The sequence below is a fragment of the Pseudoalteromonas sp. 78C3 genome (assembly GCF_002836695.1).
Classification (GTDB): Bacteria; Pseudomonadota; Gammaproteobacteria; order Enterobacterales; family Alteromonadaceae; genus Pseudoalteromonas; species Pseudoalteromonas arctica.
Genome location: NZ_PJAV01000086.1, coordinates 1 through 12,525, shown reverse-complemented (window position 1 = coordinate 12,525; position 12,525 = coordinate 1). Strand labels below are relative to the sequence as shown.

General features: G+C 37.2%; 14 protein-coding genes. 9 read left to right on the top strand and 5 right to left on the bottom strand.

Features of this window, described 5'->3' with window-relative positions; translation table 11 throughout:
• Nucleotides 1–402: 402 nt before the first annotated feature.
• Genes CXF76_RS01980 through CXF76_RS01960 form a run of 5 tightly spaced genes read left to right on the top strand, consistent with a single transcriptional unit; the run spans nt 403 to nt 5,999 of the window.
• On the top strand, nt 403–786 hold the full coding sequence (locus tag CXF76_RS01980; protein WP_007582739.1) for a response regulator: 384 nt from the start codon (nt 403–405) through the stop codon (nt 784–786).
• A 13-nt stretch (nt 787–799) separates the two neighbouring features.
• Complete coding sequence (locus tag CXF76_RS01975; protein WP_101162940.1) at nt 800–1,705, top strand: AAA family ATPase; 906 nt, start codon at nt 800–802, stop codon at nt 1,703–1,705.
• A 6-nt stretch (nt 1,706–1,711) separates the two neighbouring features.
• Nucleotides 1,712–2,698 (top strand): DUF58 domain-containing protein, encoded by a 987-nt coding sequence (locus CXF76_RS01970; RefSeq protein ID WP_101162939.1) that lies wholly within the window; start codon nt 1,712–1,714, stop codon nt 2,696–2,698.
• Nucleotides 2,698–4,668: a transglutaminase family protein gene (locus CXF76_RS01965; protein ID WP_101162938.1), complete on the top strand. Its 1,971-nt coding sequence runs from the start codon at nt 2,698–2,700 to the stop codon at nt 4,666–4,668. Before CXF76_RS01970 ends, CXF76_RS01965 begins: the two co-directional genes overlap by 1 nt.
• 8 nt (nt 4,669–4,676) lie before the next feature.
• Entirely contained in the window at nt 4,677–5,999 is a 1,323-nt protein-coding gene (locus tag CXF76_RS01960) for a Na+/H+ antiporter family protein (protein WP_101162937.1), read from the top strand.
• 266 nt (nt 6,000–6,265) lie between these two features.
• Here CXF76_RS01960 and CXF76_RS01955 read toward each other — a convergent pair whose 3' ends face one another.
• Genes CXF76_RS01955 through CXF76_RS01945 form a run of 3 tightly spaced genes read right to left on the bottom strand, consistent with a single transcriptional unit; the run spans nt 6,266 to nt 8,371 of the window.
• Nucleotides 6,266–6,697 (bottom strand): acyl-CoA thioesterase, encoded by a 432-nt coding sequence (locus CXF76_RS01955; protein WP_024595365.1) that lies wholly within the window; start codon nt 6,695–6,697, stop codon nt 6,266–6,268.
• Between the two features lie 5 nt (nt 6,698–6,702).
• Nucleotides 6,703–7,521 (bottom strand): M23 family metallopeptidase, encoded by an 819-nt coding sequence (locus tag CXF76_RS01950; RefSeq protein ID WP_024606894.1) that lies wholly within the window; start codon nt 7,519–7,521, stop codon nt 6,703–6,705.
• Nucleotides 7,514–8,371, bottom strand: a complete 858-nt coding sequence (locus tag CXF76_RS01945; RefSeq protein ID WP_007582754.1) for a 6-carboxytetrahydropterin synthase — start codon at nt 8,369–8,371, stop codon at nt 7,514–7,516. The genes CXF76_RS01950 and CXF76_RS01945 overlap by 8 nt, the downstream gene beginning before the upstream one ends.
• 203 nt (nt 8,372–8,574) lie before the next feature.
• Here CXF76_RS01945 and fabA point away from each other — a divergent pair, with 203 nt between their 5' ends.
• On the top strand, nt 8,575–9,090 hold the full coding sequence (gene fabA, locus CXF76_RS01940; RefSeq protein ID WP_101162936.1) for a bifunctional 3-hydroxydecanoyl-ACP dehydratase/trans-2-decenoyl-ACP isomerase: 516 nt from the start codon (nt 8,575–8,577) through the stop codon (nt 9,088–9,090).
• 102 nt (nt 9,091–9,192) lie between these two features.
• Here fabA and rmf read toward each other — a convergent pair whose 3' ends face one another.
• Complete coding sequence (gene rmf / locus CXF76_RS01935; RefSeq protein ID WP_002960897.1) at nt 9,193–9,363, bottom strand: ribosome modulation factor; 171 nt, start codon at nt 9,361–9,363, stop codon at nt 9,193–9,195.
• 409 nt (nt 9,364–9,772) lie between these two features.
• Here rmf and acuR point away from each other — a divergent pair, with 409 nt between their 5' ends.
• From acuR to CXF76_RS01920, 3 genes are all read left to right on the top strand, one after another.
• The gene (gene acuR, locus CXF76_RS01930; RefSeq protein WP_007582758.1) at nt 9,773–10,408 is read left to right on the top strand and encodes an acrylate utilization transcriptional regulator AcuR; all 636 of its coding nucleotides are present in this window, start codon (nt 9,773–9,775) and stop codon (nt 10,406–10,408) included.
• 49 nt (nt 10,409–10,457) lie between these two features.
• Nucleotides 10,458–11,450: an acrylyl-CoA reductase (NADPH) gene (gene acuI, locus CXF76_RS01925; protein ID WP_101162935.1), complete on the top strand. Its 993-nt coding sequence runs from the start codon at nt 10,458–10,460 to the stop codon at nt 11,448–11,450.
• Between the two features lie 72 nt (nt 11,451–11,522).
• The gene (locus CXF76_RS01920) at nt 11,523–11,939 is read left to right on the top strand and encodes a VF530 family DNA-binding protein (protein ID WP_007582761.1); all 417 of its coding nucleotides are present in this window, start codon (nt 11,523–11,525) and stop codon (nt 11,937–11,939) included.
• A gap of 102 nt (nt 11,940–12,041) precedes the next feature.
• Here the strand turns inward: CXF76_RS01920 and CXF76_RS01915 are convergent, their stop codons facing one another.
• Nucleotides 12,042–12,473: a DUF3859 domain-containing protein gene (locus CXF76_RS01915; protein ID WP_101162934.1), complete on the bottom strand. Its 432-nt coding sequence runs from the start codon at nt 12,471–12,473 to the stop codon at nt 12,042–12,044.
• Nucleotides 12,474–12,525 lie beyond the last annotated feature (52 nt).

The following is a 12,525-nucleotide window of genomic DNA, read 5'->3' as shown; positions in this document are numbered from 1 at the left end:
AAATTGCACTTGTGAGCATAAGCTCATCTGCTGAGCATAATCACAGAATGAATTTAGAAGGTCAACGCTTTTTTATTACAAAACGTTTACAAAAAATCGAATTTTTATGTAAATATTTTTGAATCAATAAGTTAAGTAGCAAATTTGTTACATCAAACTTTGAGGAAATAAAGTGTATGATTAAGGGATTTATTGTAGATACGTCATTATTGTTCAATACAATTAATGAAAATATAAGTTAGTAAAAGATATGAAAGCAGGTAATCCTTTAAAAATAGGTTGTTGGGCAAACCTATAAACAGTTTATTTATTAGTGTTTTTTACGTAACGTTCTTGAGCTTATGATGGGGTTAGCTTAGTATTAAAGCACTTAGATGTATTCAAAATAGAAGTAACCTACATATGGAATTTGTTCGCCCGCTAGAGCCCATCCTCATTATTGATGACGTTAAGGAAATTCGTGATTATCTAAACCAAATTTTAACTGACTTAGGGTTTGAAGATATATTAGAAAGCGCTGATTTTAGCTCTGCTAAACCTATTATGAACAATAAACCGCCAGGCGTTATATTTGTAGATGTAGATTTACCTGACTCTAACGGTGCAGATATTTTGGAATACATCAATAGTGCTTACCCGCACACTCATGTTGTTATGTGCTCGGGCCACAATAGTCTCGAAAACGTACAAAACACGTGGGAAATGGGCGCTAAAGGCTTTATTGCAAAACCTTTCAACACAAAAAAAGTAGACACTGTAATGAAGCGTCTTGAAATAATAGAATAATAATAAGGTTAGCATGCATAGTACTGTTACTGCGATTATAGAAGATCTTTCGAGTGTTATATTTGGTAAACAACAACAAATAAAACTGGCACTTACATGCTTATTTAGCGAAGGGCATTTACTCATTGAAGATTTGCCTGGTATGGGAAAAACCACTCTTTCTCATGCATTGTCAGCTGTGTTAGGTTTATCGTATCAGCGTATTCAATTTACCAGTGATCTTCTGCCTGCTGATATTCTGGGTACTAATATATTTAACTCTACCGAGCACAGTTTTACGTTTCATAAAGGCCCTATTTTTAGCCAAGTTGTTTTAGCTGATGAAATAAACCGCGCAGGGCCCAAAACACAAAGTGCGTTGCTTGAAGCAATGGAAGAGCAACAAGTAACAGTTGATGGAAAAAAATATACGCTGCCAAATCCATTTTTTGTGATAGCAACACAAAACCCGCTTTACCAATCAGGTACCTACCCGTTACCTGAGTCGCAATTAGACCGTTTTTTAATGCGTATTAGCTTAGGTTTTCCACCTAAAGAAGCCGAAAAACGCTTAATTTTGAATATGCAAAAACGAGATTACAGTCAGTTACCTAAGCGTATTAACCAACAAGAGTTAGCAGCAATTCAAACCCAGATAAGCCAAATTACTTTAAGTAGCCCGGTTATTGACTACATTATAGAGCTTGTTAATTACACACGCACAAGCAACGCTTTTGCATCTTCGTTATCACCGCGTGCCAGTATGGCTCTTGCTAAAGCGGCTAGGTCGTGGGCCTTTATTGATGGTCGTGATTTTGTAATGCCAGAAGATGTTCAAGCCGTATTTGCAAGTGTGTGTCAGCATCGTTTAGGTTTGCATAATGAGTCAGGTGAAGCGCAAGTAAACGATATTTTAAAAAACGTATTAGTTCCGGTATAAACTTTTATGCCAAAAAAAACAGCTAAGCGCCCTTCTTTCTTTAAATCATTTAAGCAAAGTTTATTTAATAAGTTATTAAAAAATAAGCATTTAAAAAACTCAATTACACTTGAACACAGAACAATTTATGTATTGCCATCATCCCTTGGTTGGTACTTTGTAATTGTGGCTATTTTAAACTTTGTAATGGGCATTAATTATCAAAATAATTTAATTTTAATAATGTCTTATCTTATGTTTGTGGTTATGATTATTGCTGTATTAATGGGCTACAGTAACGCTAAAGGCTTAACAGTTAAATTTAAAGATGCATTTAACAGCTACGCTCCTCAAAAAACGAGTATTGTATTTGAATTACAAAGCCCTACAGTTACCCAATCTATTAATTTAACATATCAAGGTAGTGAGCAAACTCACAAACATACTGGCCAAGTTGATAGTAAGACTCAGTTACTTACACTCAACTTACCCTACAGCTCACGCGGTAAATACACAGTGCAACGTATTAAAATAGCGAGTAACTATCCATTTGGTTTAATAACTGTTTGGAGCTACATTCAATTACAAACAGGTGTTTTTGTATACCCGTCGCTTGAACAAGTACACAGTGATGCGCATATTTCTATGCTTGATGAGCAAGCCGATAAAGGTATTTCTACACAATCGGGCAGCGAAGAGTTTGAGTCGTTAATCCCACACTTACCGGAAATGGGCTTGCAAAGAGTGTCGTGGAAGCATTACGCAAAAACACAGCAATTGTTAGTTAAAGAGTTTGTAGACTTTAAAATAGCGAATGCGCTCTTCGATTTTACGTTAATGAATGGAGATACAGAGCAGCGCTTAAGTCAGTTATGCTTTTTAGTGTGTGAAGCAACCGAGAAAAACACCCCTTTTATGTTAAAGCTACCGAGTAAAACGATAAACACAAATACCGGACAGCATCATAAGCAGCAATGTTTAGCGTTATTATGCTCATATAATGGTGGTGTTTAATGAGCATAATTAAAAACGAAAAAGTAATAAATTTTTCACTGTCTTTTATATATGCCTGTTTGATTGTATTTTTTATAGCGCATTTACCCCTTGTTTTTGTTGGTGTACTTGCACTTATTTGTGCATGGAACTTTTACATAACGCTGAGTAATAAACCAAAGCCAAATGCTTGGCTGGCAAACATACTCGCAGGTGTGTCACTAGTTTTAATGCTCTACACCATAGGCATGTCGGATACGGTTATTTTATTTGTGGCCATGCTGCTACTTGCTAGTTTATTTAAGCTGCTGCAGGCTAAAACCAAAAAACACTATCATGTAATTACAACGCTTACATTTTTTTCACTCTCATCTGTGTATTTATTCAACCAAAGCATTTTAACGACTTTAACTGTAAGTGGTTTATACATATTAAACTTTGCAGTACTTGGCTTACTCGAATCCAAACATAATTTAAAAATAGCCTCTAAGCAAAGTGGTAAATTGCTACTTTTAGCGCTTCCTTTAGCTATATTTTTACTGCTTTTTTTACCAAAAATGCCCGCATTTTGGCAGCTTCCTGGACCTAAACTTGCAAAAACAGGGCTTTCTGAACAAGTCGATCCATTCGATATTGCAAAGCTTTCAAATTCTGACGAGCTTGTGTTTAGAGCTAAATTTAATGAAGAAAAACCTGTAGCGCCTTATTATTGGCGAGCAATCGTTCATGATGAGTTTAATGGCAATGCGTGGCTTACGTCTGACTTTTTAAAATATAATAATGTAAAAACAAATACCGAGAGCGAAAATGATAAGCAACTTATTGCAAGCTACTCAGTTATTACTGAGCCTGCAACACAAAAATGGCTCTATGGTTTAGCGTATTCCAGTAGTAATTCACAAAATGTTGAAGGCAATTCGCTAGGCTTATTGCGTAAAAAAAGTCGCCAAGCTAAAAACTTACAATACGATGTAAATAGCTTTAACTTCACAGCTTTACCGCTTGGCGAATTTGAAGAAAAACGCTACAAATACCTCGCTTATAAAAAGAATGTAAAAACATCATCACTTGCTAAAAACTTAAAGCAAAATACATACTCTGACCGCGATTTTTACAATAGCTTATTACAATACTTTGCAGGTACGGGATTTACTTATACGTTAACACCCACTCCTATGAGCGGTGATAATACAATTGATCAATTTTTATTTGAAAACCAACGTGGATTTTGTGGTCATTATGCAAGCGCCGCTGCGTACATTTTTAGAACCGCAGGTATACCCGCTCGATTAGTAAGTGGTTATTTAGGCGGTGAATTAAACCAAGATAATAATACGCTAACAGTTCGCCAGTACGACGCACATGCATGGGTAGAAGTATATTTACAAAACGAAGGTTGGGTTATTTTTGATGCAACCGCTGTTGTAGCACCGGAGCGTTTAAATGGCTCACTTTCGCAAAACGAAGAGCTGAATGACGAATTTAAAAGTAATCTTGATTTTGGTTTAGTGAGTTTAAGTAATTTCCCCGCTATTAATTGGTTAAGGTTGGAACTTGAAAATCTCGATTATCAATGGTCTAGCTGGGTACTTGGTTTTGACGAAGAAAAACAAAATGATTTTTTAAAATCAATTTTTGGTAGTAAAAACATTTGGCTTGTACCATTAATGGTTTTATTAACAGCTGGTTTTTGTTTTGTAGGTTATTTTGTTTTTTTAAACTTACCAAAACGCCCGGCTAAATTAGCGCCTATGGTTAAAGAATTTTATGAAGTAAAAGCATGGGCGAAAAAACAAAAAATAAATACACCCGATAATTTAACACCGAGTCAGCAGTTACATTTTTTTGCTGAGCAACTTCCTCATTCTGCACAATCTATAAACACATTTAGTCAGTTATTTAACCAAGTACGCTATGGTAAAAAACCTTTTACGAAAGAGCGTAAAACTCAGGCTAAAGATCTGATAAAATTAATTAAAATTTCCAAATAGAGAATACTATGAATGCTGTTGTTATAGGCGTTATTTTAATGCTCGGGCTATCTCTGGCTCGCGTTAACGTCATTGTTGCCATGATCGTAAGTGCTTTAGTTGCTGGTTTAACTGCAGGCTTGGGTATAAAAGAAAGTGTTGATGCATTTAATTCTGGCCTTTCTGCCGGAGCTGAAATTGCGCTAAGTTATGCCATGCTTGGTGCGTTTGCCGTTGCTATTTCTAAGTCGGGTTTAACACGCATTCTCGCTGATAAGTTACTTGCTAAAGTAAATGCTAAAGGTAGCGGGAATGAAACATTTTTAAGTTACTTCATTTTATTAATTATTTTAGGTTGTGCGATTTCTTCGCAAAACTTAGTACCTGTACACATAGCGTTTATTCCTATTTTAATCCCGCCGTTACTCGTTGTTTTTAATCAGCTAAGGTTAGACAGGCGTGCTATAGCGTGTATTTTAACATTTGGATTAGCAACCTCTTATATGGTGCTGCCTTATGGCTTTGGGGGTATTTACTTATATTCTATTTTGCATAAAAACCTGGTCGATAACGGCTTAGATATTGTAAATACACAAGTCCCTATGGCGATGATTATTCCTGCATTAGGCATGTTTATAGGATTACTTATTGCGGTATTTATTACCTACAAAAAACGCCGCGAATACACCGAGCTCCCATTAACAACTCAGAGTAAATCGGCCGAGGTAGAAAACCCTAAAAAAGTAATGATTGTAGGGCTATGTGCGGTACTTGCCTCACTTGTTGCACAAAACCTAAGTGGCTCAATGATTTTAGGGGGTTTAGTAGGTGTAATGATATTTAGTGTATTTGGTGTAGTTAAGTGGGAAGAAAACGGCGACGTATTTAGTAAAGGCGTTGCGATGATGGCGATGATTGGTTTTATTATGATATCGGCACAAGGCTTTGCATCAGTTATGCAGGCCACTGGCGACGTTGCGAGCTTAGTACACAGCACAGCGGCACTTTTTGATGGTAATAAACCTTTGGCCGCCGGTGTTATTTTGTTAGTCGGGTTATTAATTACAATGGGAATTGGTAGCTCGTTTTCAACAGTGCCTATTATTGCAACTTTGTTTGTACCTCTATGTTTAGACCTTGGCTTTTCTGTTATGGCTACCGCTGCACTTGTTGGTACTGCGGGCGCTTTAGGTGATGCAGGCTCCCCTGCTTCAGACTCAACGCTTGGCCCAACATCAGGTTTAAATGCAGATGGCCAGCACGACCATATTAGAGACTCTGTTATTCCAACGTTTATTCACTTTAACATTCCACTGCTGATATTTGGCTGGATTGCAGCAATGGTGCTTTAAAAAGTTTTCATTTAAGTATTAGTAAATTTAATTAAAAGCTAAATATAACCAAAAAGGTATGTTTAAAGCATGCCTTTTTTGCTTCTAACAACTCTTAACCCTATCAATTGGACCCCTATTTTGATTACCTTATTAGTAAATATTAATTGAGCTGTTGAGATTGCATTTAATAAATATTTAGTATGATGTGTTCTTTATGGGTTTTTATATAAGCACCAACTAAGGTGCTCATATAACTTTACTCTATCTTGTATTTAAAGCTTTAATTAGTCAAAACCATAAATCATTTTATCGCATACTACCGGTGTTGGTCTGTGATTATCATCGACTGCAACAAACGTAAAGCTACCACTAATAGCAGAGTGCTTATCATCTCTGTGCATAGTTTCTAATAGTATATCTACATCAACTTTTAAGCTGGTGTTACCTACATGGACTACTTTAGCAATTAACTCTGCAAAAGTACCTGCTGGTATCGCTTCTTTAAAATCAACTCTATCGGAAGATATGGTAACCAAAGGTTTACGACAAAAACGCGTAGCAGCTATAAATGCCACTTCATCCATCCACGCCAGTGCATCACCACCAAATAAAGTATTGTGATGATTGGTACGCCCTGGAAACACAGTTTTAGTTACCGATGTGGTTGAGTCTTCAATACGCTGAGCAATTATTGCATCGCGATTTACTTCAGTCATAATCTCTACTTTTTGTTTGCTAATGTATCTTGCATTAGTAATGCAGGATCAAGGCGTTCGCCTTTCCAGTTAAAACGCCAATCTAGGTGAGGACCCGTTACACGCCCTGTTGCACCAATTTCAGCCACTTTGTTACCTTGCTTAATTTTGTCACCCACTTTTACATCAAGCTTACTTAAATGAATGTAAGTTGAGGTAATACCATGGCCATGATCAATAATTAATGTACCGCCTGAGTAGTATAAATCAGGTTCAGAAAATACCACGGTACCACTAATTGGCGCGTAAACAGGAGAACCTGTTTTATTAGCGATGTCTAAGCCAAAGTGCGGACGACGAGGCTCGCCATTAAAATAGCGCTGACTACCATAAACACCCGATATACGCCCTTCTGCAGGCTTTAACACAGGGTCTAAAAAGTACAGTAAATCAGAGTCAACTTCTCTCGCTTTACGAACAGCAACTGCTTCGCGGCTTATACGTGCACTGACTTCTTTTGCCGGTGAAACATACTTCTTAGCCACGCCGGTAATTTTATCAATTTCATATTCACGCTTAGTTATAGCTAGCGGCTGAGAATGCGATTTACCCGTGTTATCTACCCATTTTAAAGTATGAGTCGTTTCAGCGTCACGCCCAAAACCAAATACAAAGTCACCATTTGGCGAAAGTTTTAAGCTTTTGCCATCTAAGCTTACTGATTTAGCGTTTTCTAGCTTACCTGTAACTAAACCGCCTTGTGTTAAATGCCCTTTTAACTCAAGCGCCATAGCACTAAAGCTAGCAGAGGCAACAAGCGCTGTTGCTAAAAGTGTTTTAAACATAACTAATCGATCCTTTTCCAACACCTTCATAAGCAGTCACTTTCACTGCTTTTTCTGGATATTGAGCTTTAATTTGGCCAGCTACATGTTCAGCAATACATTCTACCGTGGTGTCTACTGGTAAAATGTCGCAACGGGATTCGCTAATCGCCATTTCAAAATAGCCTTGTGCCGACGTATAAGCAAAACATACATCACCCGCTTTGGCTGTTATGTGTTTTAAATCAGGTGCGTTAATTTGATCTTCACTGGTGGCTAAGTAAATATCTTCCCACTTTTGAGACCATTCTTTTTGCAAGCGCGGCATAGAGATGCCATCTAGGCTAATACCAATTTGAGAACGATGCCCATGAATAATACGTTGGCAATTACCGTCATGCTTTTTAAGGCCATGGCTGTAATGATAGTAAAAGCTTTGGCTGTGCTCAGGCTTAAGAGACAGCTCAATTTTTTCAATGTTATCTGGTAGCTTCGGTAAAATAGTCGCAATTAAAAATTCAGTAACCGATTCAACCGTTACTTCGTCTGCGTTAATCATGCAATAAGCTTGATGAGGAGCACTCATAGCTAAGTGGTTGTTTTCACCAAATGTACAGTCGAGTGTTTTATGCTCGTCAAATTCAGATACAGTGCCATTAAGCCCTGTAGGAATTGCTAATCGGTGATCAATACACTCATCTATAATGCCTTTAATTTGCTTTTTAACTAAACCAAAGTCTAAAACCATAGACTCTTCGTTAAGTTTACCGTGCAAAGTTAAATCAACAATCCAGCTCTCGCCAACGGCGCCGCGTTTGTTACATAAGTAAGAAAAATCAATCACAGTTAGTGAGTTAACAAAAAGGATCATAAACTTCCTTTAGACTGGTTATAAGACAGCGCTAATTATAATGATTTCTGATTGTAATTGCGCGGTTTTATAGTGCAAAAACCAATCGCGCTGATTGATTGGTGATTTTATGTGCAATATTTTGATTTTTTAACTGCTCCGAGTTGTTTAGCGTACAAGTGTACGCTAAAGTACTTGGCAATTTCTAAGCGAAGATAAGTGTTATGGAACCTAAAAATAGCTTTACAAAAGAAGATTTGATCCTGTGTGGTCAAGGTGAAATGTTTGGTGAAGGCAACTGCCGTTTACCAAGTGACAACATGTTAATGATGGACCGCATTACCTCTATTACTGCTGATGGCGGAATTCATGGTAAAGGCGAAATTGTTGCTGAGCTTGATATTGACCCTAGCCTGTGGTTTTTCGATTGCCATTTTAAAGGCGACCCAGTAATGCCAGGTTGTTTAGGATTAGATGCTATGTGGCAACTAGTTGGCTTTTACTTAGGTTGGTCTGGTGGCCCTGGTCTTGGTCGTGCGCTAGGTGTGGGTGAAGTTAAATTTACTGGTCAAATTTTACCGACTAATAAAAAAGTAACTTACCGCCTTGTAATGAAACGTTTAATTAAACGTAAATTGTTTATGGGCGTTGCCGATGGCACTGTAGAAGTTGATGGTCGAGTAATCTACGAAGCAAAAGATTTAAAAGTGGGCTTATTTCAAGACACTAGCGCGTTTTAATTGCTTAAACTAAATTCTGTTTAGAGTTTAGTTTAAAAGTTAACGCACAAACAAAAAGGCCTCCAACGTGGAGGCCTTTTTGCTTAAATTCGATTATTGATTTTAGGTTTTGTACATGTTGCGATTTTCAATCGCCTCACGCCAACCTCCTAACCACTCTGATTTTGGATCTACTTGTTGATAAGGGCATAGCTCTTTTGAGCGACCTGCTAAACCTGCTTTAAAACCTTGAGAATGAGCTCTTTCTAAACGATCTCTTTTCTGTCTCTTCATCGGTAATATCCTCACCTTTTTATTTATATATTGTGTAGCATTAGTGAAATCTACATTTAATGAATAGTTAATAAAAATGTAAAATTCAAATTGTAAAAGCAATTAAATTGTTTGACTTTAACTAAGCTGCTGATGCAAAAATGAATTAACATTTAAAAAAGTAAGTGGTCATACAACATTTAATTTGACCGGTTCGTAATAACAAATTGGCGATTTAATAATCGCTAAAAAGCACTTGTGTGCTTTAATTGTGACCGACTAATATTGACTAAGTTCCAAACAAAAATGTAATCGTGACACTTTTATTTCATTAATCTTAAATTAGTAGCCCGCCCCTAAATTTGAACTATTTTTAAACAATTTAAATTTATACTTGATTATTTAAAGTCGATCGGTCTAATATGAGTTCATGAACAAAAACACATCAACACCAATACGCCGTGGTCGCCCACCTAAAATAGCCAGAGAAAACGCCGATACAAAAGCGTTACTTATTCGCACGGGCCTAGAAACCCTAACTGAATTTGGTTTTAGCGCCACGGGGCTCGATACTATTTTAAAAAAAGCAGCTGTACCTAAAGGCTCTTTTTATCATTACTTTAAAAGTAAAGAAGCCTACGGTATTGCGTTAGTTGATGCATACGACAGCTATTTTATTGCCAAGCTTACCCATTACCTACAGCAAGAAGATGTTCCCCCACTTGAGCGAATCGTTAATTTTACTCAAAGCGCAATTAAAGGGATGAAAAAATACGATTACAAACGTGGCTGTTTAGTCGGTAACTTAAATCAAGAGCTTAACCATTTAAGTGATGAGTTTAAAACCAGATTAATGCAAAGCTACACCGCTTGGCAAAACCATGTAGAGGTTTGCTTAAACCAAGCTAAGCAACAAGGCACTATTGCAAGCCATGTAAATACAAAATTGATGAGTGAGTACTTTTGGATTGGCTGGGAAGGTGCTGTTATGCGCGCTAAGCTCACTAAATCAAATACCCCACTTACTTTGTATACAGAAATGTTTCTACGCGCATTATTAACCTAGTGCATTTTTATTTACCAATTAAAAGACGATCGGTCTAAAAGGATATCCCATGAGTAACCCAATTAAAGCCATTGTTATTAATAAAGAAGATAATAACTATAGCGCTTCATTATCAACTATCGAAAATAGTGATTTACCAAACGAAAATGTATCAATCGACGTGCTATACAGCACACTTAACTATAAAGATGGTTTAGCAATTACGGGTATAGGCCCCGTTGTACGTAGTTTTCCTATGGTGCCAGGTATTGATTTAGTGGGTACTGTTACAAATTCCACCAGCGATGAATTTAAAAACGGCGATAACGTAATATTAAATGGCTTTGGTGTAGGCGAAAAACATTGGGGCGGACTTGCTCAAAAAGCGGCACTTAATAGCGATTGGCTAATCCCCTTGCCTGCAGGTATTTCACCAAAACAAGCAATGCAAATAGGCACTGCGGGTTATACCGCCATGCTAAGTGTTATAGCACTTCAAAAACAAGGTATTACGCCTGAATCTGGCGAGATACTTGTAACTGGTGCTAATGGTGGCGTAGGCAGCTTTGCTATTTATTTATTAAATCAACTTGGGTTTAATGTAACAGCAGCAACGGGCCGATTAGATCAAAGTGAGTACTTAATAGAGTTAGGCGCTAAACACGTAATTGACAGAAATGAGCTATCAAACCCAGGCAAGCCTCTGCAAAAAGAGCGCTTTGCAGGGGCAATAGACTCTGTAGGTAGCCATACACTGGCAAATATATGTGCATCATTAAAATATGGAGGTGTAGTAACCGCCTGTGGACTTGCACAAGGTATGGATTTACCAGGGTCTGTTGCGCCATTCATATTACGTGGCATATCGTTAATGGGGATTGATAGCGTAATGCGCCCTAAAGCCGACAGAATTGAAGCATGGGATCGTTTAGCTAAATTAGTAAGCGCTGATTATTTAGATAAAATTTCGACAGAAATATCACTCGAACACGTAATCGATAACGCAGAGCAACTTATGGAAGGTAAAATTCGTGGTCGTGTTGTAGTTAATTGCCAAAGTTAAGCTATTTACTCTGTTAAAGCCTCGTTATTAAATTTATAATGCAATTTGTATTTTAATAACGAGGCAACACCTATGAGCAACCAAGAACTTTTCAGTAATAACCCACTGCAAGGCGTAAAATTAGAACAAGTGGTTGAAGAGCTGGTTGAACAATACGGGTGGGAACTCCTACACGCTTATTTACAACTTAACTGCTTTAAAAATAATCCTGATGTTAAGTCTGCGGTTAAATTTTTACGTAAAACACAATGGGCACAAGAAAAAGTAGATAACTTTTACCTTTATCGTCTTAAAAACTTACCTAAGCCTGATGATGTTCAATACGAATTACCGCCACGAGATCGTGTGATCCCAGCTGATCATAAACCGGGGGAGCCGTGTGAACTTAGTTTTGTTGATGCTAAACGTATTGTAGAGAAAAAAGAATCTAAGCAACGTGCTCGCGATCGTAAGCAGCGTTCTAATTCGAGTAACCCTTGGGGTAACTAAAAACTTACTAATTTAAGGTTGAAGAGCTGTTTATAAATAGCTCTTCGACTATTTTCTCATTAACTTCAATTATATCCGCGTTACATAGCCAATAAATAACAATTAGTACCCTCGGTTTTTCCAAAAATCTGTTTCAGTGCGCTCTGCCTCTAATGCCACATTAAAAGTTTTATCAGCAATGATTTTTCCATTTAATTCAATCGTCATTCGCCAATCACCCAATTTATTTTCTATTGGCAGCCAAAGTGTATCGCCTAAATAAAAGTTCCAATCACTGTTTTTAACGTATACATCGCCTTCAAAAGGGTCCATTACATCACCGTCACTGTCTGGAATATCAGGATGGTAAATACAATAATGAAGCTTTTCGCCTTTACCTTTTTTGATATTTACGATTAAGCCAAACTCAATATCGACCTCAGCTATTACATTTGTTGTAAATTGCTCTATTTGTGGCAACGTTTTACTTTCACTATCCCACTTAGAGTAAATACCGTGGCTTTGAAGCGTCACTACAGGTTTTATTTTAGCCATTTAGGTAGCCTTTTATATTAGCTATTTTGGCATTAGTTTAACTTTTTGAAAT

Excerpts from the sequence above, each read along its gene's own strand:
- CXF76_RS01980 (WP_007582739.1), top strand. The coding sequence starts at position 403 with ATGGAATTTGTTCGCCCGCTAGAGCCCATCCTCATTATTGATGACGTT.
- CXF76_RS01975 (WP_101162940.1), top strand. The coding sequence starts at position 800 with ATGCATAGTACTGTTACTGCGATTATAGAAGATCTTTCGAGTGTTATA.
- CXF76_RS01970 (WP_101162939.1), top strand. The coding sequence starts at position 1,712 with ATGCCAAAAAAAACAGCTAAGCGCCCTTCTTTCTTTAAATCATTTAAG.
- CXF76_RS01965 (WP_101162938.1), top strand. The coding sequence starts at position 2,698 with ATGAGCATAATTAAAAACGAAAAAGTAATAAATTTTTCACTGTCTTTT.
- CXF76_RS01960 (WP_101162937.1), top strand. The coding sequence starts at position 4,677 with ATGAATGCTGTTGTTATAGGCGTTATTTTAATGCTCGGGCTATCTCTG.
- CXF76_RS01955 (WP_024595365.1), bottom strand. The coding sequence starts at position 6,697 with ATGACTGAAGTAAATCGCGATGCAATAATTGCTCAGCGTATTGAAGAC.
- CXF76_RS01950 (WP_024606894.1), bottom strand. The coding sequence starts at position 7,521 with ATGTTTAAAACACTTTTAGCAACAGCGCTTGTTGCCTCTGCTAGCTTT.
- CXF76_RS01945 (WP_007582754.1), bottom strand. The coding sequence starts at position 8,371 with ATGATCCTTTTTGTTAACTCACTAACTGTGATTGATTTTTCTTACTTA.
- fabA (WP_101162936.1), top strand. The coding sequence starts at position 8,575 with ATGGAACCTAAAAATAGCTTTACAAAAGAAGATTTGATCCTGTGTGGT.
- rmf (WP_002960897.1), bottom strand. The coding sequence starts at position 9,363 with ATGAAGAGACAGAAAAGAGATCGTTTAGAAAGAGCTCATTCTCAAGGT.
- acuR (WP_007582758.1), top strand. The coding sequence starts at position 9,773 with ATGAACAAAAACACATCAACACCAATACGCCGTGGTCGCCCACCTAAA.
- acuI (WP_101162935.1), top strand. The coding sequence starts at position 10,458 with ATGAGTAACCCAATTAAAGCCATTGTTATTAATAAAGAAGATAATAAC.
- CXF76_RS01920 (WP_007582761.1), top strand. The coding sequence starts at position 11,523 with ATGAGCAACCAAGAACTTTTCAGTAATAACCCACTGCAAGGCGTAAAA.
- CXF76_RS01915 (WP_101162934.1), bottom strand. The coding sequence starts at position 12,473 with ATGGCTAAAATAAAACCTGTAGTGACGCTTCAAAGCCACGGTATTTAC.